The organism is Psychrobacillus sp. FSL H8-0484, from assembly GCF_038005325.1.
Taxonomy (GTDB): Bacteria; Bacillota; Bacilli; order Bacillales_A; family Planococcaceae; genus Psychrobacillus.
This window is the reverse complement of record NZ_JBBOSZ010000001.1, coordinates 2,879,014-2,903,728: the sequence shown is the minus strand read 5'-3', so window position 1 is coordinate 2,903,728 and position 24,715 is coordinate 2,879,014. Positions and strand designations below refer to the sequence as shown.

Here is a 24,715-nt window from a genome sequence, read left to right as displayed (position 1 = left end):
TGAATCGTCATTCCCCTTACTCTCATGGTAAGATATAGGGAATGACGGTTTTTATTTATATAAATAAATTCAGACGAGGAGCTGTCCCTGAGAATAGCTCTTCGTAAAAAATGCCACATTTCAAATTGAAGGAGTGAAATATATGTCATCCGAAAAAATTCTTTTATTAGATGGGAATAGTCTCGCATATCGAGCTTTTTTTGCTTTACCTTTACTAACAAATGAACATGGAATACATACAAACGCAGTTTATGGTTTTACATTGATGCTTCAAAAAATTATGGACGAAGAAAATCCTACTCATATGCTCGTTGCATTTGATGCTGGTAAAACAACTTTCCGACATTCTACTTTTGGTGAATATAAAGGTGGAAGACAGAAAACTCCACCAGAACTTTCCGAACAATTTCCGTATGTTCGTAAGTTAATCGATGCATATGGCATTAAAAGATATGAGTTAGAAATGTACGAAGCAGATGATATTATTGGGACGCTTTGTAAGCAAGCAGAAGCGAAGGGCCAACAAGTAATCGTAGTTTCTGGTGATAAAGATTTAACGCAACTAGCAACGGACAATACGACTGTGTACATTACGAGAAAAGGAATTACGGATATTGAAAAGTATACGCCTGCTCACGTGGGAGAAAAATATGGTTTAACTCCTCTTCAAATTATTGATATGAAAGGTTTAATGGGTGATGCCTCTGATAATATTCCAGGTGTTCCCGGAGTTGGTGAAAAAACAGCTATAAAATTATTAAAAGAACATGGTTCTGTAGAAAATCTCTATCAAGCACTAGATACAGTCAGTGGAGTGAAGTTGAAAGAAAAACTTACGGCTAATGAAGAGCAAGCGAAAATGAGTAAAGTTCTGGCGACGATTGAAACAAATGCACCAATCGATGTTTCTTTAGAAGATTTAACTTACAGTGGTCCGAATATGGATGAAGTGATCACTATTTGGAAAGAGCTAGCATTTAAAACACTTCTTGAAAAATCGGAGTATGTTGCAGAAGAACAAACTACAACAGAAACTAAGTTTGAAGTAATAGAGCAAATAGATGCTGCTATTTTACAGGATGAAATGGCCGTGCATCTTGAAATGTATGACGAACAATATCATACAACAGAGTTATTAGGGATTGCGTTATCAGATGGGGAACATTCATATTTCGTTCCTGAAGCTATTGCGTTTCAGTCAGATGCATTTCGTGCGTGGCTAGAGGATGATTCCAAGAAGAAGTATTTAGCAGACTCGAAAGCGACCCAAGCTGTAAGTAGAAAATACGACGTTAGTATTCAAGGGGTTGAATTTGATCTACTTTTAGCTGCCTATATTGTTAATCCGTCGATCTCATCTGATGACGTATCTATCATTGCAAAAGAATTTGGCTATTATAATGTGTTAACGAATGAAAATATTTATGGAAAAGGCGCGAAAAAGACAACTCCTGAACAGAACAAGCTTGCAGAACACGCCTCAAGAAAAGCGCAAGCGGTGTGGAAGTTAATGCCGATTCTAGAAGAAAAATTAGAAGAGAATGAGCAGTACGCTCTTTATAAAGAACTCGAATTACCACTCGCTTCCATTCTTGGGACGATGGAATCAGACGGCGTAAAAGTAGATAAACAAATTCTTGTGGAAATGGGCCACGATTTAGAAATAAAGCTGCAATCCATTGAAAAAGATATTTATGCATTAGCAGGAGAAAAATTTAATATTAATTCACCTAAGCAACTAGGCGTTATTTTATTTGAAAAATTAGGATTGCCACCTTTAAAGAAAACGAAAACTGGTTACTCAACTGCAGCGGATGTTCTAGAAAAGTTAGCAAGTGAGCATGAAATCATTGAACAAATTCTTCACTATCGTCAATTAGGTAAACTCAACTCAACTTATATTGAAGGATTGTTAAAAGAGATACATGAACAAGATGGAAAGATTCATACACGCTATCAGCAGGCGCTTACTTCTACTGGTCGTTTAAGTTCCATAAATCCAAATCTACAAAATATTCCAGTTCGTTTAGAAGAGGGGAGAAAGATTCGTAAAGCATTCGTTCCTTCTCATGCAGGTTGGGTTATGTTTGCAGCGGATTATTCTCAAATCGAACTACGCGTACTAGCGCACATGTCCGAAGATAAAAATTTAGTGGAAGCATTTAATAACGATATGGACATTCATACCAAAACGGCAATGGATGTATTCCATGTAGCAAAAGAAGATGTGACGTCGGATATGAGACGAGCTGCAAAAGCGGTTAACTTCGGAATTGTCTATGGGATTAGCGATTACGGCTTATCTCAGAACTTGGATATTACTAGAAAAGAAGCAGCAACATTTATTGAACAATATTTAAATAGCTTCCCTGGCGTAAAAGGATATATGGATGAAATTGTCCAAGAAGCTAAACATAAAGGGTATGTTACGACGATTTTAAATAGAAGAAGATATTTACCAGATATAACAAGCTCTAACTTTAATCTTCGCAGCTTTGCGGAACGAACAGCGATGAATACACCTATTCAAGGAAGCGCTGCAGATATTATTAAAAAAGCTATGATTAACATGGCTTTGCGTTTAAAAGAGGAAAATATGCAAACAAAAATGCTTTTGCAAGTGCATGATGAATTAATTTTTGAAGCACCACAAGAAGAAATTGCATTACTTGAAAAAATAGTTCCAGAAGTAATGGAATCTGCAATTAAGTTAATCGTTCCATTAAAAGTAGATTATGCATTTGGTTCATCCTGGTACGATACGAAATAAGGAGTTTTTTAGATGCCTGAATTACCTGAAGTGGAAGGACTCGTTCGTTCGTTACAACCCATTGTAACGGGTAAAATAATTCGATCGGTAGATGTTTCGGAAACAATTATTACTTCGAAAGCAAATGGGAAGGAAGCAATTATTAAAGGGGCGGACGTGGAGTCTTTTCGAAAAGCGATACCCCAAAAGACAATTGAAAGAATTGAGCGGCGTTCTAAATATATTTATTTTCATTTAACTAAAGACGGTATCCCACAGTTACTCGTTTCTCACCTTGCTATGTCTGGTGCCTGGTTTTACGTAAGAAATCTTCATGAAATAGTAGAAGAAAAATTTAAGCGGCACGTACATGTCATCTTTCATTTTGAAGAAGGTGACATGCTCGTATACGCTGATATTCGTCGTTTCGGAGAGCTTCGTTTATTAGAAAACGAAGCGGATTACCCTCCTTTATTGCTCATGGCCCCAGAACCTTTTGACCACGGTGCATTAGAGCATTTCCTGGAAATGAGCGTCTTGTCAAAGTATGAGAATAAAGCAATCAAAGAATTCATAATGGATGGACATGTTGTCTCTGGTTGTGGAAATATATACGCAACAGAAGCGTTATTTAATAAGAGAATTCACCCAGCTAGAAAAGTAAAACGTATTAGTAAAGAAAGAAGAATAGAGTTATTTAATGAAATCGTCCTTGTCCTATTAGATAGTATTGAACATGGAGGAAGTAGCATTTCCGATTATCGGTCGATTAACGGGGAAGCCGGGAATATGCAAAATAGACTACAAATGTATGGTAAAAAGAGTTGCCCTATATGTGGTACGAAAACGAAGCAGAAAACGATTGCTAGTCGAACTTCAACTTATTGCGGGATATGTCAGAGGTAACGGAGGATTCACATGATTATTGGTTTAACAGGAAGTATTGCAAGTGGGAAAAGCACAGTTTCGGATATGTTAAAAGCGTTAAACTATCCAATTATTGATGCTGATGTTGTAGCACGAGTTGTAGTGGAGAAAGGAACAAAGACGCTGGAAACAATTAAGGAAGTATTTGGGGAAGAAGTCATTTCAGAGGATGGTTCACTTAACCGTGAGAAATTAGGAACCATCATTTTCTCAACTCCACAAAAGCGAAAACAATTAAATGATATTATACACCCCGCAATTCGTGTGGAAATGATTCGTCAAAAAGAAGAACTTTTAAAAGATGGCCATCCAACGATTGTGATGGATATTCCTTTGTTATTTGAAAGTAAGCTCCAATCTTATGTAGATAAAATTCTCGTGGTTACAGTGACAGAGGAAACACAGTTGCATAGATTAATGGCTAGGAATAACTATTCATTAGAGGAAGCAAAAGCAAGAATCCAGTCTCAACTACCGCTTTCGATTAAAGAAAAAGGGGCAGATGCAGTGATTTATAATAATGAAACGTTACAATCTACAGAAGAACAGTTGAAAAAAATATTAGATAGTTGGGTCTGCTAATTGCTTACAAAGAGAACAAAAAAAATGTGTCAATTGGGAGTGCATAATCCGGAAAATGTGTTATACTAATTCATGGCAATAAAACATAAAGTATCACACAGTTACAGGAGGACTTTCAAATATGTCAGCTTCAATTGCAATTAATGGTTTTGGTCGTATTGGACGAATGGTGTTTCGCCAAGCAATAGTACAAGAGGATTTAAATGTTGTCGCAATCAATGCAAGATACCCATTAGAAACGTTAGCGCATTTGATTAAATACGATTCAACACACGGGACTTTCTCTGGTGAAATAGTGATTGAAGAAAATACACTTATTATAAATGGAAAACGTGTACAAATTGTAAACGAGCGGGATCCAGGAAAATTACCTTGGAAAGATTTAAATGTTGATATTGTAATAGAGTCAACAGGTCAATTTAATGATGGTGAAAAAGCATCTCTTCACCTAAAAGCTGGTGCGAAAAAAGTAATTATTACTGCTCCTGCCAAAAATGAAGATGCAACCATTGTGATGGGTGTAAATGACGACAAGTTAGATTTAGCCATTCACCATATTATTTCAAACGCAAGCTGTACGACTAACTGTTTAGCACCAGTTGCTAAAGTGTTAAATGACACTTTTGGAATTGAGAACGGTCTAATGACTACAGTTCATGCTTACACGAATGATCAAAATAATTTAGATAATCCACATAAAGATTTAAGACGTGCTCGTGCATGTGGGCAATCGATTATACCTACTTCTACGGGTGCTGCAAAAGCGCTAACATTGGTTTTACCTGAACTACAAGGGAAAATTCATGGTATGGCACTTCGTGTACCTACCCCAAATGTCTCTTTAGTAGATTTAGTAGTAGATTTGAAAAAAGATGTAACTGTAGAAGAAGTGAATGCTGCATTTATGAATGCATCGGAAGGACCTATGAAAGGTATTCTTGGTCTGACGATGGAACCACTTGTTTCTATCGATTTTAATACTTCAACAAACTCGTCAACTGTAGATGGCCTAACTACAATGGTTATCGGAAATCGTAAAGTTAAAGTTCTCGCTTGGTATGATAATGAGTGGGGTTATTCAGCTCGTGTCGTAGACTTAACGAAAAAAGTAGCTACTGGCCTTTAATAGTGGATCCTTTTTCTAATTTTTTTAGAAAAAGGATTTATTATATGTTGCATAATTTTCTAAAACAACATATAATGAGAATCGTGTTACTTAACGTACACAGACTACTTAAAGGGTTAGGACCTCTTAGGACTAACTTTCCCCCGTGGTAGTCAACTTTGATGTTCAAAATAAAACTAATCAAAGGGGGAAACGGACATTGGAAACAATGGGACGTCACATTATTGCAGAACTATGGGAGTGCGATTTCGACAAACTTAACGATATGCAATTTATCGAGCAAACATTTGTTGATGCTGCACTGAAATCTGGAGCAGAAGTCAGAGAAGTTGCGTTTCACAAATTTGCACCACAAGGTGTAAGTGGAGTCGTTATTATTTCCGAATCGCATTTAACGATTCACAGCTTTCCAGAGCACGGTTATGCGAGCATTGATGTATATACATGTGGTGATTTAGATCCATCAATCGCAGCTAACTATATTGCAGATGCTCTTAATGCTGGAATACGCGAAACGTTGGAAATGCCTCGTGGTATGGGTCCAGTAAATGCACCTAAATCACGTATGACAGTTCAAGCGTAATAAACTTTAGCCTAAATGATTGAGCAGAGGAAGAGATTCCTCTGCTTTTTCGATTTTATTGAAGAATGTTGCTATAATAGATATATAAATTAACGTGAAGATTTAGGAGAGGTCTATATGAGATGCCCAGCTTGCCATTTTAATGGGACAAAAGTTGTCGATTCTCGTCCAGTGGATGACAACAAGGCGATTAGAAGAAGAAGAGAGTGCGAAGACTGTGGGTTTCGTTTCACCACATTTGAAAAGGTAGAAGAAACTCCATTAATATTAGTAAAAAAAGATGGCTCACGAGAAGAGTTTAGTCGTGAAAAAATATTGCGTGGATTAATACGTGCCTGCGAAAAAAGACCAGTTGCGCTTGATCAGTTAGAAGATGTTGTGTTTTCCATTGAAAAGGAATTAAGAAGAACGGGTAATTCCGAAGTGAAGTCTGAGGAAGTAGGCGAAAAAGTGATGGACAAGCTAGCTGAAATAGATGAGGTAGCTTACGTTCGATTTGCATCTGTATATCGTCAATTTAAAGATATAAATGTATTTATTGATGAACTAAAAGAGATTCTTAAAAAGAATCCATCATTATAAGTAAGAGGAGAGTAGGCGCAATTGTCGATGTTATATAAGGAGCTACAGCCAGCAGATTTGTATATGATTCGGTTGCCATATTCTTTTTCAGACTATGATCGTCAGTTATTAACTTTATTTTATCAACCACTAGTTGGAGCTGAAGGCATTAGCCTGTATTTAACATTATGGGCAGATGGAGAATTAAGAAACAACGAACAATGGCCGCATTATCAACTCATGAATGTATTAGGTGTTTCAATAGGTAAGATTTTTCAGGCGAGAATAGCTCTCGAAGCTATAGGATTGCTTCGTACATGGCAAAAGTCAGGGGAAGATGGCCGTGTTTTTTACTACGAGCTCGCTGCTCCCTTAGACGCAGAGTCCTTTTTAAAGGACCCTCTATTGTCCATGTTTTTGCTGAATAAAATTGGAGAAAATGCTTATAAACAATTGCGAAACCGCTATATACATAAAGCAAATTGGAATAATGGATTTACAGATGTTTCTCGAACGTTTATGGATGTTTTTAAACCGTCTACGAAAACCGGAAATGTTATCTCCCATACAGATGAATTTGAATCAAAAGAAAGAAAGTCTTCTATTCCTTTTTACTATGAAGAATTCGATTTTGCTTTATTACAAGAAGGTTTATCCGAACAATTGGTACCAAAATCTGCGATGACCATTGAAGCAAAAGAAGTGATTGCTAAACTTGCTTTTTTATATAACTTAAATCCAATTGAAATGCAAAAAGTGGTTATCCTTGCTTTAGATGACGAATTACATCTTTCAGAGGCTAGATTAAAAAAAGCATGTGCAGACTACTATAAACTTACCGTTTCCAAAACTGCACCAGTCATTGAAAAAATAATGGAACAACAGGTAAAGCCAATTCCGAAAAATAGCCAACCTTTATCGAAAGAAGAGGAACTTATACATTATTTAGAAACAACTTCCCCAACAGTTGTATTAAAAGATATTGCAAATGGAAAAGAGCCCATTCTTGCGGATGTCCAACTAGCGAATTATTTCGTGACTCACTATAAAATGCCTATTGGTGTTGTAAATGTTTTATTGCAATATGTACTTCTTCGAACGGATATGAAGCTGACGAAAAACTATGCAGAAAAAATTGCTTCCCATTGGATGCGAAAAGATGTAAAAACAGCGAAGCAAGCAATGGAGCTAGCAAGAAATGAACATGAACAATATATTAAATGGAAAAACGAAGGCTCTAAGCAGAAATCCTATGCGAAAAAACCAACACGCGAAGAAAAAGTTCCGGACTGGTTTTACAAAAAAAATGGGGAAACAAAGCAATCTGGAAACGAAACAAATGGAATACAAAATATAGATGAAGAACGACAAAAACTACTAGCCGAACTAGGTGTCAAGAAAAGGTAGGTGACGCAGATGGAACGAATAAATGAAACATTAAAAAGAGTCATATCACCGGAATTTACCTCTAGATTAGATGACATGAAAAAAGAAGTTTTAGAAAATCCAGGAGTACAAAAGTTTTTGGAAGAAAATGCTGCCGATATTTCCAAGCAAATTGTCGATAGAAGCTTAAGTAAACTCTATGAGTATAAGTCCCAATCCCATGATTGTGTGTCCTGTCCTTCTTTAGAGCAATGCGTGAATCACCTAAAAGGATATGAACCAAAACTTGTATTGGATCGAAACTTAATTGATTCAGAATATGTACGCTGTAAGCGCGGCGTCATTGAGGATGAACGGAAGAAAGTAACATCTATGATAGATAGCATTCATATGCCAAAAGAAGTAATGGAAGCTAGTCTTTCTGGTGTTGATTTAGAGGATGGAAGTCGTGTAGTAGCGGTTCGCGCTGCAAAAGACTTTTTAAACGAGTGGGAAAGTACAAATGTATTGCCCGTAAAAGGGCTCTATATTTACGGACAGTTTGGGGTTGGAAAATCCTATCTGCTAGGAGCATTAGCAAATGAGTTGGCAGCTAGACATATACACTCGGTAGTTGTATACGTGCCGGAATTTTTAAGGGAAATGAAACAAGCAATTCAAGATCAGTCACTTGCTGAAAAAATTGAATTTGTAAAGCGTGCTCCTGTTCTTATGCTAGATGATATAGGTGCGGAAACGATGTCGAGTTGGACAAGAGACGAGATTTTAGGCACCATCCTTCATTACAGAATGTCGGAGCAATTACCTACATTTATGTCGTCCAACTTCAATTATGATGAATTGCAGCATCATTTATCGTTCACCCAACGTGGCGAAAAAGAAGTGGTGAAAGCCGGTAGAATAATGGAGAGAATCCGTGCCCTAACAACTCCTATTTCACTCAAAGGGAAGAACTGGAGAGAAAATTAACTTTATACAGCAATTTTCAGCGACAAGCTTGCACAGGAACAATCGTTTCGTCGGAATCGAACCAAAACGCTCAAGTGGAAGTAAATAAGCCTTGCCATTTTCTTAATAACGACTTGCAAATGGTTTTTTGGTGGCGTATAATCATTTTCATAAGAATAAGTAAATGCGTTGAAGAGGACAACAATCAGTTTGTACGACTTTTAAGAGAGAGAAGCCTTGGCTGGAAGCTTCTTAAGTATCGGCAATCGATTTACCACCTTGGAGCAATAGCTGTGAACAAATTATTTAGCAGCTGTCGGTCACCGGCCCGTTAGCCGATGCAGAGCTTCGTCTATTTTTATTTTGGATAGACAGAAGAAGGGTGGAACCACGATTGAACCTCGTCCCTTTTTAGGGATGGGGTTTTTTGTTTTTTTTACATTTATTTAAGAGGAGTGTTCAAAATGGCAGAAATTATTAAATTGCAATTCCCAGATGGAGCAGTAAAGGAATTTCCGATGTCTACAACAACAGAAGAAATAGCTCAATCGATTAGCCCGGGATTACGTAAAAAAGCTTTGGCGGGTAAATTAAGTGGTCAACTAATTGATTTAAAAACACCAATTACAGAAGATGGCGACATTGCAATTATTACACCAGAATCCGATGAAGCTTTAGAAATTCTTCGTCATAGTTCAGCTCACTTACTTGCACAAGCTGTAAAGCGTTTGTTTAAAGATGTAAAATTAGGAATTGGTCCAGTTATTGAAAACGGATTTTATTATGATATTGATTCACCTGAACCGATTACTGCAGAAGATTTAGTGTTAATCGAAAAAGAAATGAAAAAAATTATTAATGAAAACATCGAAATTGTTAGACATGACGTTTCACGTCAAGTTGCTTTTGATAAATTTAAAGATGATGAATACAAAGTAGAACTTCTAGAAGCAATTCCAGAAGGAGAACAAGTTTCTATATACGAACAAGGTGAATTTTTCGACCTTTGTCGTGGCGTACATGTACCATCTACAGGAAAGTTAAAAGAATTTAAATTATTAAGTATTGCTGGTGCCTACTGGCGCGGAAACAGTGACAACAAAATGCTTCAACGTATATACGGGACTGCATTCTTCAAAAAAGAAGATCTACAAGCGCATCTACAAATGCTAGAAGAAGCAAAAGAGCGTGACCACCGTAAAATTGGGAAAGAATTAGATCTTTTCATGAATTCTCAAAAAGTAGGACAAGGTTTACCACTATGGCTACCAAATGGTGCGACAATTCGCCGTGTAATTGAGCGCTACATAGTAGACAAAGAGTTAAAGCTAGGTTACAAACATGTATACACACCTGTTCTTGGTTCGAAAGAGCTTTATGAAACATCAGGTCACTGGGAGCACTATCAGGATTCCATGTTCCCTCCAATGGAAATGGACAATGAAACACTTGTATTACGTCCAATGAACTGTCCTCACCATATGATGATTTTCAAAAACGGCATGCATTCTTATCGTAATCTACCTCTACGTATTGCAGAGCTAGGTACAATGCATCGCTATGAAATGTCAGGTGCTGTGTCAGGTTTACAGCGTGTACGTGGGATGACTTTAAATGATGCTCACCTGTTCGTACGTCCTGATCAAATTAAAGCTGAATTCCAAAAAGTTGTAGAGCTAATTATCTCTGTATATAAAGACTTCGACTTAAAAGATTACTCTTTCCGTCTATCTTACCGTGATCCACAAGATACAGAAAAATATTTTGATGATGATGCAATGTGGGAAAAGGCGCAAAGCATGTTAAAAGAAGCAATGGATGAGCTTGGCTTAGATTATTTTGAAGCGGAAGGCGAAGCAGCGTTCTATGGACCGAAATTAGACGTTCAAGTAAAAACAGCTATTGGTAAAGAAGAAACTTTATCAACTGTACAACTTGACTTCTTATTACCAGAGCGTTTTGACTTATCTTACGTTGGGGAAGATGGAAAGCAACATCGTCCAGTTGTTATTCACCGTGGCGTAGTTTCAACGATGGAGCGTTTTGTTGCATTCTTAATTGAAGAATACAAAGGTGCATTCCCAACTTGGTTAGCACCAGTACAAGTCGAAATTATTCCAGTATCTAATGAAGTACATTTCGATTATGCAAAACAAATCGAAGAAAAACTAGTCGCTGCTGGTTTACGTGTGGAAATGGACGACCGCGAAGAGAAACTTGGTTATAAAATTCGTGAAGCACAAATGCAAAAAATTCCATACATGCTTGTACTCGGAGATAAAGAGTTAGAGGCTGGCAATGTAAATGTACGTAAATACGGAGAACAGCAATCAGAGAGTATTCCTTTTGAAGACTTCTTAGCGCGTATTCAGCAAGAAGTACAACATTAAGAAATATAGTTGACATGCTGTTAGGTACGTGCTATAGTTATTAAGGTTATTGAATACAAGTTTGTGGTATAAGAAGAGGCTGCCCGCTTCTCACCTGCTTGACACATTAAGTTGTTGACTGGTAAGCACACGATCGACTGTAACATGTAGTTGCTACATGTTCTCATATCGGCGGGCAGACATAAAACTTATGTCTGTCTGCTTTTTTTATTGGATCGAAAACGGCTAATTCGTTTCTACGGAATTTATGCCTCAAACCATGTATTCGCGACACTATCTGGAGGTGGATTGTTATTAGCAAAGACATGTATGTGAACGATGGCATTCGAGCACGCGAACTACGAGTTATTGATCAAAATGGTGATCAATTAGGTTTAAAAACACGTAACGAAGCACTTGAAATCGCAGGTCGTGTAAATTTGGATCTTGTCCTTGTGGCTCCTCAAGCCAAGCCACCGGTCGCTCGTATCATGGACTATGGTAAATTCAAATTTGAGCAGCAAAAGAAAGATCGTGAAGTTCGTAAAAATCAAAAAATCATCGTGATGAAAGAGGTTCGTTTGAGCCCAACGATCGATGAACATGATTTCCAAACGAAATTGAAAAACGCGATTAAGTTCCTTGAAAAAGGAGATAAAGTGAAAGCATCTATTCGCTTTAAAGGTCGTGCCATCACTCATAAAGAGATTGGTCAACGAGTTTTAGATAGATTTGCAGAAGCTTGTACGGAAGTATCCACAATCGAGTCAAAACCGAAAATGGATGGCCGTAGCATGTTCTTAGTGCTTGCACCAAAGAACGAAAAACAGTAATAGAGTACAATTGTTTAGGAGGAATTCGACATGCCGAAAATGAAAACTCACCGTGGAGCTGCGAAGCGTTTCAAAAAGACAGGTACTGGTAAATTAAAACATGACCGTGCTTTTGGAAGCCACTTATTCGCAAACAAATCTACTAAAGCAAAACGTAAACTACGTAAAACTAAAGTAGCTTCTTCAGGCGATTACAAACGTATCAAAACTTTACTTACTTACATGAAATAATAAAAGAAATTCAATCATTCGAAAGAATAGCAGGAGGTAATGAATCATGCCACGCGTAAAAAGCACACCAGTAACAAAAAGACGTCGTAAAAAAGTTTTAAAATTAGCTAAAGGTTATTACGGTTCAAAACATACATTATATAAAGTAGCAAACCAACAGGTTATGAAATCTTTAATGTATGCATACCGTGACCGTCGCAACAAAAAACGTGAATTCCGTAAATTATGGATTACACGTATCAATGCGGCAGCACGTATGAACGGACTTTCTTATAGCCGTTTAATGCACGGATTGAAAGTAGCTGAAATCGAAGTTAACCGTAAAATGTTAGCTGACCTAGCTGTGAATGATGCTTCTGCATTTACACAACTTGCAGATGCAGCAAAAAAAGCAATTAGTAAATAAGCATAGATGAAAAGGCTGATAGAGATTCTATCAGCCTTTTTTTGCAAATAAGAAAGTATAACTTTTCTACAAAGCAACTGTCCAGACTCCAGTGCCTGTGCTTCTGCACAAGCTTGTCGAAGGTCGTGCTTGTCGGGGCAGACATAGGGGCTTACGCTTTTCTTATTCAAGGAGGTCGAATCCAATGACAGAAATCATTCTAATATTTATTCTAGTAATGTCGATTATCGCATTCTTTGTAATGGGGTATGATAAGTCGCAAGCAAAAAAAAGAGGGCAACGAGTATCTGAGCGTACATTATGGATGCTAGCTTTGTTAGGTGGAGGAATTGGTGCATACTTAGGAATGCAATTATTTCGTCATAAAACAAAGCATACAAATTTTCGTGTTGGCTTTTTGATGTTATTAATTGCATATATATTCTTGGTTTTTTGGCTATTAAAAACAGACAGCCCTATTATTTCTTAGGACTGTCTGTTTCTATTCATCATTCATTAATTGTTCAATAGGGCTTTTCCAATTTATTTTGGCAGAAGGATAATTCATACGTATTTCATTTTGTAGAAATCGGAAGTCTTCTTTTGTGAAGCCTTGAAGTTTAGAGGAATCTTTCGTCCAAACGAAAATAGAAACGACTTCAAATGCTTGATCGGTCGTACCTAAATACTTTTCTCCTTCAAATAGAGCACCTTTATAGGTAATAAAAAAGTTTTTACGGACATTTTTTATATCATCATAATAATAGTAGCTTTCATTCTCGTACGCTTCATCTAATTTTCTTTTTGGATCAAATAAATAGCGAAGAATTTTATAAAATACATATATAATAATGACAATTATAAGCAATCGAAGTATATGGACCATCCTTAATGTCCTCCTTGTAAAATACATTGTATCTGCTATACGATAGAAGGAGTAGTTTGGTTTCAAAATAAATTAAATTTTTTGGAGGAAATAATGAATTTAGAAAAACTTTTTACAATGCAGCAAGCATTAGATGAATATATTCAAACTAATATGCAAGTGAATGAAGACGTTTTTATAAGAAAAGGATTGGCACTTCTTGTAGAACTTGCGGAACTAGCGAATGAAACTCGCTGTTTTAAGTTTTGGAGCACAAAAGGTCCTTCCGAACGGGTAATTATTTTGGAAGAGTATGTAGATTCGGTCCATTTTTTACTATCACTTGGAATTGAAAAAGATTTTCACGATTTAAAGGATTGGCCAAAAGATAAAATAGAAGAAGACTTAACAAAATTATTTCTTTTAACAAATGAAGCTATCTTAGTATTTTTAAACAATCCAACGAAAATTGATTATGAAAAAATATGGATTTTGTATGGAGCAATTGCTGAAAAATTAGGATTTAGTAGCGAGGAAGTATTACATGCGTATATTTCTAAGAACGAAACAAATTATGAACGCCAACAAAATGGTTACTAATAGTTTAGGAAGTGCAGAAGCCAATTAAATTTCTCTTCTATAAATTTTGAATATGCGCTTAATTTAGCATATAATATGTTTTGTAGGTATATATTTAGGAGGGCGAAATAATGACGAAGTTAGATGAAACATTAACAATGTTGAAAGAATTAACAGATGCAAAGGGGATTCCAGGGAATGAGCGTGAGCCTCGTCAAGTGATGGAAAAGTACATAACACCTTTTGCTGATAAAATAGAGTACGATAATTTAGGGAGCTTAATCGCTGAAAAAGTAGGCGATGCGAACGGTCCTAAAATTATGGTAGCAGGACATTTAGATGAAGTAGGATTTATGATTTCCAAAATTGATGAAAAAGGATTTTTAAGCTTCCAAACAGTTGGAGGCTGGTGGTCACAAGTTATGCTTGCTCAGCGAGTAACAATTGTTACGCGTAAAGGAGATACAATTACAGGTGTGATTGGCTCAAAACCGCCACATATTTTAACACCGGATGCACGAAGTAAAGCAGTAGCTGTAAAAGATATGTTCATTGATATAGGTGCCTCTTCCAATGAAGAAGCAATGGAATGGGGAGTATTACCGGGAGATATGGTCGTACCTTATTTCGAATTCTCAGTGATGAACAATGAAAAACTATTACTTGCAAAAGCTTGGGATAACCGCATTGGTTGTGCCATTGCAATCGACGTATTAAAAGGGTTAAAGGATGAAAAACATCCGAATATTGTATACGGAGTTGGAAATGTGCAAGAAGAGGTTGGCCTTCGTGGTGCAAAAACTTCTACCGTAAAAGTAAATCCGGATATCGGCTTCGCAGTAGATGTAGGTATTGCAGGGGATACACCTGGAATAACTGCAAAAGAATCGACAAGTAAAATGGGTGCAGGTCCACAAATTGTGTTATTCGATGCGTCTATGGTGTCACACAAGGGATTACGTGATTTCGTTGTAGATACTGCGGAAGAAAACAACATACCATATCAATTTGAAACAATTCCAGGTGGAGGAACGGATGCAGGTTCTATGCATATTTCTTTAAATGGTGTTCCATCATTGTCGATTGGAGTTGCTACTCGATATATTCATTCTCATGCAGGAATTCTACATCGCGATGATTATGAAAATACAGTCAAATTAATCGTAGAAGTAATTAAAAAATTAGATCGCGATGCAGTGAACAAAATTACGTTTGATTGATTTAATACGTCTAGAAGAGCATAAAGGATGCTTTTCTAGACGTTTTTTATTTAATATAGTGAATAAATAAATAATAGGGTTTTCCGAAGCTTACCGCTCGCTTACCGCTCGCTTACCGCGGGAGAAGAATTGAGCCTCCTCGTCGTTCCTCCTGCGGGGTCTCAATTACTCCGCTTTCCCGCAGGAGTCGAGCGGACGCTTCTCCAAACACTTATAAAGTTCAGACTTCTGATCATTCTTATTACTTCTGTAAAGAATATATTGTACGCAACATTGATTGACTTCACACAATATATGATTAGCTAGCAATTTTCCGTTGATTAGAGCGGAAGGCGGCGACTCCTGCGGGAATAGCTTGAGCTGAAGACCTCGCAGGAGCTAAGCGACGAGGAGACTGAAGCCAAGCCCGCGGAAAGCGTCCGCCTGAAGCGGAAATCCACTTTGTTCGGAAAACCTGATACACTTTTCTTTTTATTTTTGCATAAAAATTCAGTTGACTTTATGTTTATTCATAATTATAATGATAATTACATAAATATACGAAAAGGGGAGTTTTTATAAATGAAATTATTAGAATGGGTGAACTTAAAAATTGTCGACAGTTTAAAAGGAAAAGACTTATTGACGCTTTTTGATTACTCAAAAGAGGAGATAGAAGATTTAATTCAGCTTGCAGTTGATTTGAAAAATCTAACAAAAGCGGGGAAATGCCCCCCTCTTTTAGAAGGTAAAACATTAGGGATGATTTTTGAAAAACATTCTACACGAACTAGAATTTCGTTTGAAGTCGGCATGAAACAATTAGGTGGAAATGGTATGTTTATGCATGCACGTGATTTGCAAATCGGTCGTGGGGAATCGGTTTATGACACGGGGCATGTATTGTCAGGTTATTTAGATGGGATTATGATTCGTGCGAATTCACATGAAATGGTGAGAGAATTGGCAGAGCATGCAAGTATTCCTGTCATTAACGGATTAACGGATATTTATCATCCATGCCAAGCTTTAGCAGATATCCTGACCATTCATGAAGTGAAGGGATATACGAAAGGTTTGAAAATTGCGTATATCGGGGATGGAAACAATGTAGCACATTCATTAGTCATTGCTGCAGCATACATGGGTATGCATATTGCAGTAGCAACTCCAGTTGGATATGAAGCGAATGAAGAAATCATTCAAAAAGCTAAGGCAATTGCACTAGAATATGGAGGATCGCTATTTACTTCAAATGATCCATTAGAAGCGGTTGTAAATGCAGATGTGGTATATACGGATGTCTGGACTTCCATGGGTCAAGAAGAAGAAGCTTCAAAACGACTTGCTGACTTTAAAGAATTCCAGATCAATGATGAACTAGTAGCCAATGCAAAATCAGACTATATGTTTTTACATTGTCTACCTGCTCATCGTGAAGAAGAAGTGGCTACATCTGTAATTGATGGGCCAAACTCATATATTTTCCAACAAGCTGAAAATCGTTTGCACGCTCAAAAAGCAGTACTTGCTTCCGTAATGGCATAATGAACAACAGAATGTGATGGTAGGGTTTGCCTAGCAGTCTGCTATATACACGCGATGTCGATCGTCAAGATGGATGGCTTCATCGCTACATAGGAAGAGTGATTCGGGAGACGCTGAATCACTCTTTATTTTTGTTACGTAACAATATTCCTAAATATAGATATTTAAAAACAATATTTCCAAATAAATGTTATACTACTAATTACATTAAAGTGGAAAGGGTTTTAAAAGAATATGAGAACAATTTATATTTTATTATTTTCAATATTGTTAATGGTATTTATTCCGAATGCTTATGGAAACGTACTTGCAGCTAGTGATACTACCAACAAGATTCAAGAAGTTACAATGGACGCAAAATTTACAGATGTCTCCGATATATACTGGGCAAAAAATGAAATTATGCAACTTGTAGACATGGGAATAATGACTGGGGATCGTGATTTACAATTTCGACCCGATTTATTTGTGACAGTCGAAGAAGCTGAAGCAGTATTGACAAAAGCATTTAAACTAGAGCCACATATGTTAAGTAATTATCTCTTGGGAGATAAGAAAGACTTTGTAACGATGAAGCAAGTAGAAGCTGCACTAGAACACGCAATTAACGTGACAGAAACAGAGGAGAATAATAGTTCGCTTCTTGAAGGAAAAAGTGAATTAGTATCCCTACTTAGCACACCCTCCATTAATAAAAATAATTTCTCAAATTTGAATAATACGATCGATCGTGCTACATTCGCAGTTATGTTACATGAAGCACTAGTTAAAAGTGGAGCCATAAATACGATTAAGAATTACTCCCTAAAGAATTTATCGTTTTCAAATAATTACAGTCCACTCCATTCAGAAGCAAATTTAATGAAAGTTTCGTTTGATGAACACCCAATTTATTTAAGATCGACTGAAAATATTGTGTTTACAAATCATACAAGAATTGATAATTCATTTTCACGTGATAATGTTTATACCTATGATGTAGGTATGAACGGTGCGACAATAGAGTTAACTGTTCGTTCTTTTGATAATGGGGATTACTTTTTATTTTCCAAAATTGATAATCCAACTAACTCTGCTGTAGCAGTTGATGTTATTCAAAAGGAAAATCAAGTTGATTCATTAGAACTCTTCCGTTATGATCGCTACGAAATTAAACGCAGTAGTAAGGATGTTTTTGGAAGTGATATCACGTCTTATCCAACAGGATTACTTCGCTTTGTGAAGCAAGATGGTACAGTAGAAGAGCGTATGGTAGGTCAATCGTATATATCTAAACAGTTATCTTTAACGTATCCGAATAATGGACAAAGCTATATGCGCGATTTGCTTGCTGAAAAAGAAGCGTTATCGTATGCACAAGTTGGTGAGACATTAATGTCCATTCATACATTGGAATCTGAAGGTAAAGATATTGTTGAACAGTGGTACTTGAATGCAGATAATCCATTATTTGCTAGTAATGAGCATATGGAAAACTGGATGCTCGAATCGTCGGAGAACTACAAAAAGCGTAATAAGTGGTACACCGCAGACGGTCAATACAGTAAAATGGCTACAACAACCGAACCAATGCCAGAGTCTGGTCAAGGATACGGACGAATTTTATTATTACAAAAAGAGGATCGCGCATTAGTCTTATATAATCAACAAAAAGACCGTTATTTTGAGAACTTAATCTATAATTCTTTTGTTAACTTAAAGAACTTTAAAGGTGACAAGGGATATTGGGAAACAGAAGTAACAAGTACGTATTTGAAAAGTTTATATGAAATTACCGCTCCATTTATTGATACACGCTTTAATGAACAAATTGCGTTGTTTTATTATAATAGTGCGGATGCATTTGGAATTGAAAATGGAAAAGAGCCCCTTCGTAATTATGCAGACTTACTTGTATCACAGAAAAGTAAAGGCAATGTCATTCCAGTAGATGATGAATCTTATTACATTTCTGATTACTTCCCAGTCGTGCAAGATACCACAACACATGCTTCCATGAATCATGTGTTAGGAGGTATGAATATATTACTAATGGCTTACAATGAGTTTCATGATGAGAAATATTTAGAAGCGGCACATGCCATTCAAACAGCGATTGCAAAGGATAAGGATGATTGGATTCGAGATAACGGGGATATTTGGTACCGTATTTCTCCAGTGCAAGATTATAAAGGTGACGACTATAAGCACCTTACTTTAGAGGATTTAATTAATTCGTATAAGCTTTGGAAAGATATAGACCCAACCTATTTACCATTACTGGAGGAAATGATTGCTTCCAAAGCATCCTATTTATCGAATGAGAACCTAGGGTACACAACGAAAATTAAAAATGGATTAGCTGATATCGGGTTAATGCAATACCTTCCAGAAGGAAATGAGCAAACGGACGCATTATAAAAAAGATATTTTTATCATTAGAATAAGAGACTAACTCTGAAATTATCTCCTTTAATTGACGTTAAACAAATCATGTATTGTCATGGAAGTGCTCACTTCACTTAAAGGGGATTTTATTATGACGAAAAAAGAAAAAAATAATCCGTGAAGAGTTATTATTCTTCACGGATTATTTCTATTTGAATGCGGTCGCCACTTCATTTAATACGGAATTTCGTTTTGTATCATCCGCCATTTTCCACCATTTTTCAAAGATTACTCCAAGTCCAGGTAGTAAATGTTCTTCTCCTCTTTGAATGGCATCTTCGACTACCTCTCGAATATCAGTTGTCGAATTACCTTTCAAATTTGCAGTTATAGCTTCTCGAATTTGAAAATCCAATTTTCATCACTCCTCGCAATTATGTTATCCAAACTCTCGCAAGCTATACATGAATTTGTTACAATTAATCAAGAAAAGTGTAAGGTATTATTAAGCGGTCTCCAATGAGCGGCTTTACATATAAACTAGACAGATACTAAGTAGAAAAGCTATACTTTGTTATCTATAAAAAAGGCGGTCACACATAAATGAAACGAATTGAATCTCCACAAAATTCACTGGTGAAGCATTGGAAAAAATTATTAAGTGTTAGAAAAGAACGGGATAAAACAGGTGAATTTATTATAGAAGGCTTTCACTTAGTAGAGGAAGCAATTAAACAAAAAGAAAATGTGCTAACGATTATGATAAGTGATACTAGTGAGATTCCAGTGAATTGGGATGTAGAAAATATTGAAATGGTTGAAATAAATGATGTCATAAAAAAAGAACTTGCTGAAACAGAGCATACACAAGGTATATTTGCTCACTGTAAACAACAAACTGTGGTTGATCAAGAGCAAACGAACTGGAGTCGCCTATTATTAATTGATGCCGTTCAAGATCCAGGTAATATTGGCACAATGATACGTACGGCAGATGCTGCAGGAATAGACGCAGTGATTCTTGGAAAAGGATCTGCGGATGCATATAATTCCAAAACACTACGATCTGCACAAGGATCTCATTTTCATATTCCTGTAGTAAAAGGGGATCTACATGAATGGGTGGATCAGTTGAAAAATCGACATGTGCCAGTTTTCGGAACTGCATTTGAAAATTCTACACCGTTTAATGCAGTTAAAAAAGGTGATACGTTTGCGTTAATCGTTGGGAATGAAGGAAGCGGTATACATACAGAGCTACTACAGAAAACGGATCAGAATATTATAGTACCCCTTTTAGGTCAGGCTGAATCATTAAACGTAGCAGTTGCAACCGGAATTCTTCTATATGGATTAACATTAAAATAAAAGGCACTTGAAGATATGTCTAAAAATACGTATAATAGACTATAATTTGATAAATAGAAAAAGCTATGATCGGGAAAAGTATATATGATGATTCGAAAAAAGGGATTTTACACCGTGACTGAAAGTGTAAATAGAGAATGCATATAGAAGTTCACCCCGTTAGCTGCCACCGGGACCAGCGATTGCTGTAAAGGTGTGCCGGTGTAGAGCCGTTAGTCGAATTGAGTGATTGCACTTACTTTTGTGCAATAATCAGGGTGGTACCGCGAAATTAGTCCTCGTCCCTTTTATAGGGGCGGGGCTTTTTATTTTGTAAAATTTCATTCAGCCGAGTAATGTTGAATGAAATCATAGCCTCTGGCGGACGTCACAGATTTGCAAAGCAGGTCATCGAGCTAGCTCGATGCAAAATCTGGACTCCATTACGCCAAGGCGAATTTGATTAAGGAGGATTATCAGATGGAAGCACAACTTCAACAGTTGAAAGAGGAAGCAATTCAAAAAATTGCAGCTTCTCAAAATGTAAAAGAATTAAATGATGTGCGTGTTGCATATTTAGGTAAAAAAGGACCGATTACGGACTTACTAAAAGGAATGGGTAAACTTCCTGCAGAAGAACGTCCGAAAATGGGGGCACTAGTAAATGTAGTCCGTGAAGAAGTAACAGAAGTACTAGAAGCTCGCATGACATTGCTTCAAGACCAAGCGATACAAGAACAGTTAGAAAAAGAATCCATTGACGTAACATTACCAGGGCGTCCAGTGAAAACAGGTAATCATCATCCACTTACTCGTGTAGTAGAAGAGATTGAAGATTTATTTATTAGCATGGGATATGAAATTGCGGAAGGTCCGGAAGTGGAAAAAGACTATTATAATTTTGAAGCTTTAAACTTGCCAAAAGGTCATCCAGCTCGTGATATGCAAGATTCTTTCTATATTTCAGAGGATATTCTTCTTCGTACACATACTTCTCCAGTACAAGCTCGTACAATGGAAGCAAAAGAAGGCAAGCCGATTAAAATCATTTGTCCAGGTAAAGTGTACCGCCGTGACAATGATGATGCGACACATTCACACCAATTTACACAAATCGAAGGACTTGTAATTGGGGAAAATATTCGCATGAGTGATCTAAAAGGAACACTTTCTGTCTTTGCGAAGAAAATGTTCGGTGATGATCGTGAAATCCGTCTTCGTCCAAGTTTCTTCCCGTTCACAGAGCCATCTGTTGAAATGGATATTTCTTGCTTTAAATGTGGCGGAAGTGGCTGTAACGTTTGTAAGAAAACAGGGTGGATTGAGATTTTAGGTGCTGGTATGGTACATCCAAACGTACTTGAAATGGCTGGCTATGATTCGAAAAAACTATCTGGGTTTGCATTCGGTATGGGTCCAGAGCGTATTGCAATGTTGAAATATGGAGTGGAAGATATTCGTCATTTCTATACGAATGATGTGCGTTTCTTATCGCAATTCCACCGAACAGAAGTGTAAGGAGGAAATGACATGTTAGTTTCTACGAAATGGTTGGCAGAATATGTGAATACACAAGGACTTGATCCAAAAGAATTGGGTGAAAAAATCACTCGTTCAGGTATTGAAGTCGATGCAGTAATAGATCGCTCTCACGGTATGACAAATGTAGTTGTAGGTTATGTGAAGGAATGTGTGAAGCATCCAGAGGCAGACAAATTAAATATTTGCCAAGTAGATGTTGGAGAAGAAACAACACAAATTATTTGTGGAGCTCCAAACGTTGCAGCTGGTCAAAAAGTAATCGTTGCTCGTCCAGGAGCAGTGCTTCCTGGTGGCATGAAAATTAAAAAAGCAAAACTTCGTGGAGAAGAATCAAATGGTATGATTTGTTCGCTTCAAGAGCTTGGAATTGAAGGCAGACTGGTAGCAAAAGCTTATGCAGAAGGTATTTATGTGTTGCCAGAAACAGCTACTGCTGGAGAAAGTGCACTTCCACTACTTGGATTAGATGATACAATTCTTGAACTTGGCTTAACACCAAACCGTTCAGATGCTCTAAGTATGCTTGGAGTAGCTTATGAAGTTGGGGCAATTCTATCGGAGGATATGAAATATCCAGAAGCAACTTACACAGAAAGTAACGAGAAAGCTTCTGATTACTTAAGCTTACGTGTAGATGCTGCTATAGAAAATCCAATGTACGTAGCAAAAGTTGTGAAAAACGTAGTAATAAAAGAATCACCACTTTGGTTACAGCATCGCCTAATGGCAGCTGGCGTTCGTCCACATAATAACGTTGTAGACATTACGAACTATGTGCTAATGGAATATGGTCAACCACTTCATGCATTTGATTATGACCGACTGGAAACAAAAGAAATTGTCGTGCGACTTGCAACTGAAGGAGAAAAAATTGTTACACTGGATGATCAAGAGCGTACGCTAAAATCCAACCATTTAGTTATTACAAATGGCAAAGAGCCAGTTGCTATTGCTGGTGTTATGGGTGGGGCTAATTCAGAGGTGTATGAAGGAACAACAACAGTTGTCATCGAATCTGCATACTTTGTAGGCGGATCCGTTCGCCAAACTTCTAAGGACCATAACTTACGTAGTGATGCGAGTGCCCGTTTTGAAAAAGGTGTCGATCCGAATCGTGTTATTCCAGCTGCAGAACGTGCGGCAAGTCTTCTTGCAGAGCTTGCTGGTGGAGAAGTCCTAGCTGGTTCAGTGGTAGTTGATGAGCTAGATAAAACTCCAGCTGAAGTAGTTGTGTCGCCTGACTTTATTAATAATCGTTTAGGAATGAAAATTTCATTAGAAGAAATGACTTCTATATTAACTAGACTTAAATTTGATTTCGAAGCGGCAAATGGATACTTGTATATTAAGGCACCAACTCGTCGCCAAGATATTAAAATTAAAGAAGATATTGTAGAAGAAATTGCTCGTATGTATGGGTACGATGAAATTCCAATGACATTACCAGTGGAAGAATCAAAACCAGGTGGATTAACATCTTATCAAGCAAAACGTCGTCAAGTTCGCGCTTACTTGGAAAGTGCTGGTCTTTATCAAGCAATTACGTATTCATTAACATCAAAAGAAATGTCTCAAAAATTTGCATTAGAAACTGCTCCAGTAACTGAGTTATTAATGCCAATGAGTGAAGAACGTAGTATCCTTCGTCAAAGCTTAATCCCGCATTTACTAGAGGCTGTTTCGTATAATACGGCTCGCCAAGCGGATACAGTTGCTCTTTATGAAGTAGGTTCCGTATTCTTAGGTGAAACAGAATCAGGCTTACCTCATGAGCAAGAGCATTTAGCCGCTGTAATTGCAGGTAAATGGTTAGATCATAGCTGGCAAGGTGAGAAAAAAGTTGTCGATTTCTTCGTATTAAAAGGAATTGTCGAAGGATTAATGGAACTACTTGGACATACAAGTGAGCTTACATTTGAACGTTCAGTAGTAGACGGGTTACATCCTGGACGTACTGCTTCCATCAAGTTAGCTGGAGAAGAGATTGGGCTTATCGCTCAATTACACCCATCTGAGCAAAATGCACGTGACTTAAAAGAAACGTATGTAATGGAATTGAATCTAGCAAAAGTATTAAATAAAGAAGATGTAGCATTATACTATGCACCAGTTTCTAAATTCCCATCCATTACTCGTGATATTGCATTAGTAGTGGACAGCGAGAAAGCTACTGGTGAACTACAAGCAATTATTCAGTTATCTGGTGGAAGATTATTAAAAGGTGTGCATCTATTCGATTTATATGAAGGAGAAAAAATGGAGCCAGGCAAAAAATCGGTTGCATTCTCTCTCACATACTTCGATCCAGAACGTACCCTTACAGATGAAGAAGTAGTAAATGCACATAACAAAGTATTAAAAGCACTTGCAGAGCAAGCAGGAGCAGAGTTACGAGGATAATAAAAATAAACAAGAGCAACACCGATAATGGTGTTGCTTTTTTTATTTGATTTGATATTTGTGACCGGATAGGAAAAAATGTGACTGGATAAAAATATTTCTGACCGGATAGGAAAAAATGTGACCGGATAAATTTTTTTCTGTCCATATAGAAAATTTTTAGACCATCTTGGGTATGTTCAATATGA

General features: G+C 37.0%; 22 protein-coding genes and 2 other annotated features. Of the genes, 20 read left to right on the top strand and 2 right to left on the bottom strand.

The features are described from left to right. The first annotated feature begins 142 nt into the window (after positions 1–142). The 13 genes from polA to MHH81_RS14055 all read left to right on the top strand — a co-directional run bounded on the left by polA (position 143) and on the right by MHH81_RS14055 (position 13,170). Positions 143–2,770 (top strand): DNA polymerase I, encoded by a 2,628-nt coding sequence (polA, locus tag MHH81_RS14115; protein ID WP_340922292.1) that lies wholly within the window; start codon positions 143–145, stop codon positions 2,768–2,770. A 12-nt stretch (positions 2,771–2,782) separates the two neighbouring features. Further along, on the top strand, positions 2,783–3,655 hold the full coding sequence (gene mutM, locus MHH81_RS14110) for a DNA-formamidopyrimidine glycosylase (RefSeq protein WP_340922288.1): 873 nt from the start codon (positions 2,783–2,785) through the stop codon (positions 3,653–3,655). Between the two features lie 12 nt (positions 3,656–3,667). Then, positions 3,668–4,258 (top strand): dephospho-CoA kinase, encoded by a 591-nt coding sequence (gene coaE / locus MHH81_RS14105; protein ID WP_340922287.1) that lies wholly within the window; start codon positions 3,668–3,670, stop codon positions 4,256–4,258. Between the two features lie 121 nt (positions 4,259–4,379). After that, a complete protein-coding gene (locus tag MHH81_RS14100; RefSeq protein WP_340922285.1) occupies positions 4,380–5,384 on the top strand; it encodes a glyceraldehyde-3-phosphate dehydrogenase in 1,005 nt (334 codons plus the stop codon). 199 nt (positions 5,385–5,583) lie between these two features. Then, a complete protein-coding gene (gene speD / locus MHH81_RS14095; RefSeq protein WP_340922283.1) occupies positions 5,584–5,967 on the top strand; it encodes an adenosylmethionine decarboxylase in 384 nt (127 codons plus the stop codon). 117 nt (positions 5,968–6,084) lie between these two features. Continuing rightward, positions 6,085–6,549, top strand: a complete 465-nt coding sequence (nrdR, locus tag MHH81_RS14090; protein WP_340922281.1) for a transcriptional regulator NrdR — start codon at positions 6,085–6,087, stop codon at positions 6,547–6,549. Between the two features lie 27 nt (positions 6,550–6,576). Then, the gene (locus tag MHH81_RS14085; protein ID WP_340925255.1) at positions 6,577–7,935 is read left to right on the top strand and encodes a replication initiation and membrane attachment family protein; all 1,359 of its coding nucleotides are present in this window, start codon (positions 6,577–6,579) and stop codon (positions 7,933–7,935) included. A 9-nt stretch (positions 7,936–7,944) separates the two neighbouring features. Continuing rightward, positions 7,945–8,883 (top strand): primosomal protein DnaI, encoded by a 939-nt coding sequence (gene dnaI / locus MHH81_RS14080; protein ID WP_340922278.1) that lies wholly within the window; start codon positions 7,945–7,947, stop codon positions 8,881–8,883. A gap of 159 nt (positions 8,884–9,042) precedes the next feature. Beyond that, positions 9,043–9,274 (top strand) — a binding site (T-box leader). Between the two features lie 52 nt (positions 9,275–9,326). Further along, complete coding sequence (thrS, locus tag MHH81_RS14075) at positions 9,327–11,252, top strand: threonine--tRNA ligase (protein ID WP_340922276.1); 1,926 nt, start codon at positions 9,327–9,329, stop codon at positions 11,250–11,252. A 305-nt stretch (positions 11,253–11,557) separates the two neighbouring features. After that, on the top strand, positions 11,558–12,064 hold the full coding sequence (gene infC, locus MHH81_RS14070; RefSeq protein ID WP_053588660.1) for a translation initiation factor IF-3: 507 nt from the start codon (positions 11,558–11,560) through the stop codon (positions 12,062–12,064). A gap of 30 nt (positions 12,065–12,094) precedes the next feature. Continuing rightward, on the top strand, positions 12,095–12,295 hold the full coding sequence (gene rpmI / locus MHH81_RS14065) for a 50S ribosomal protein L35 (protein ID WP_053588661.1): 201 nt from the start codon (positions 12,095–12,097) through the stop codon (positions 12,293–12,295). Between the two features lie 46 nt (positions 12,296–12,341). After that, complete coding sequence (rplT, locus tag MHH81_RS14060; RefSeq protein WP_340922272.1) at positions 12,342–12,701, top strand: 50S ribosomal protein L20; 360 nt, start codon at positions 12,342–12,344, stop codon at positions 12,699–12,701. Between the two features lie 184 nt (positions 12,702–12,885). Further along, positions 12,886–13,170 (top strand): DUF1294 domain-containing protein, encoded by a 285-nt coding sequence (locus MHH81_RS14055; RefSeq protein ID WP_340922270.1) that lies wholly within the window; start codon positions 12,886–12,888, stop codon positions 13,168–13,170. Positions 13,171–13,182: 12 nt separating this feature from the next. Here the strand turns inward: MHH81_RS14055 and MHH81_RS14050 are convergent, their stop codons facing one another. Next, on the bottom strand, positions 13,183–13,566 hold the full coding sequence (locus MHH81_RS14050; protein ID WP_340922268.1) for a sigma-w pathway protein ysdB: 384 nt from the start codon (positions 13,564–13,566) through the stop codon (positions 13,183–13,185). A gap of 93 nt (positions 13,567–13,659) precedes the next feature. Here MHH81_RS14050 and MHH81_RS14045 point away from each other — a divergent pair, with 93 nt between their 5' ends. The 4 genes from MHH81_RS14045 to MHH81_RS14030 all read left to right on the top strand — a co-directional run bounded on the left by MHH81_RS14045 (position 13,660) and on the right by MHH81_RS14030 (position 19,271). Next, positions 13,660–14,145 carry a dUTP diphosphatase gene (locus MHH81_RS14045; RefSeq protein WP_340922266.1) on the top strand — a complete coding sequence of 162 codons (486 nt, stop codon included), beginning with the start codon at positions 13,660–13,662 and terminating at the stop codon, positions 14,143–14,145. Positions 14,146–14,255: 110 nt separating this feature from the next. Further along, positions 14,256–15,344 carry a M42 family metallopeptidase gene (locus MHH81_RS14040; protein WP_340922264.1) on the top strand — a complete coding sequence of 363 codons (1,089 nt, stop codon included), beginning with the start codon at positions 14,256–14,258 and terminating at the stop codon, positions 15,342–15,344. Between the two features lie 561 nt (positions 15,345–15,905). Beyond that, the gene (argF, locus tag MHH81_RS14035) at positions 15,906–16,871 is read left to right on the top strand and encodes an ornithine carbamoyltransferase (protein ID WP_340922262.1); all 966 of its coding nucleotides are present in this window, start codon (positions 15,906–15,908) and stop codon (positions 16,869–16,871) included. Between the two features lie 234 nt (positions 16,872–17,105). Continuing rightward, on the top strand, positions 17,106–19,271 hold the full coding sequence (locus MHH81_RS14030) for an S-layer homology domain-containing protein (protein WP_340922259.1): 2,166 nt from the start codon (positions 17,106–17,108) through the stop codon (positions 19,269–19,271). A 175-nt stretch (positions 19,272–19,446) separates the two neighbouring features. On the opposite strand, the gene sspI is transcribed toward MHH81_RS14030, so the two are convergent. Continuing rightward, positions 19,447–19,653 (bottom strand): small acid-soluble spore protein SspI, encoded by a 207-nt coding sequence (gene sspI, locus MHH81_RS14025; protein WP_340922257.1) that lies wholly within the window; start codon positions 19,651–19,653, stop codon positions 19,447–19,449. A 188-nt stretch (positions 19,654–19,841) separates the two neighbouring features. Between sspI and MHH81_RS14020 the strand changes: the two genes are divergently transcribed. The 3 genes from MHH81_RS14020 (at position 19,842) to pheT (ending at position 24,527) form a co-directional block, all read left to right on the top strand. Beyond that, the gene (locus MHH81_RS14020; protein WP_340922255.1) at positions 19,842–20,606 is read left to right on the top strand and encodes a TrmH family RNA methyltransferase; all 765 of its coding nucleotides are present in this window, start codon (positions 19,842–19,844) and stop codon (positions 20,604–20,606) included. 56 nt (positions 20,607–20,662) lie between these two features. Beyond that, positions 20,663–20,895 (top strand) — a binding site (T-box leader). 170 nt (positions 20,896–21,065) lie between these two features. Beyond that, positions 21,066–22,103, top strand: coding sequence for a phenylalanine--tRNA ligase subunit alpha (pheS, locus tag MHH81_RS14015; RefSeq protein WP_340922253.1), 1,038 nt, complete (start codon positions 21,066–21,068; stop codon positions 22,101–22,103). 12 nt (positions 22,104–22,115) lie between these two features. Next, positions 22,116–24,527, top strand: coding sequence for a phenylalanine--tRNA ligase subunit beta (gene pheT, locus MHH81_RS14010; protein ID WP_340922251.1), 2,412 nt, complete (start codon positions 22,116–22,118; stop codon positions 24,525–24,527). Positions 24,528–24,715: the final 188 nt, after the last annotated feature.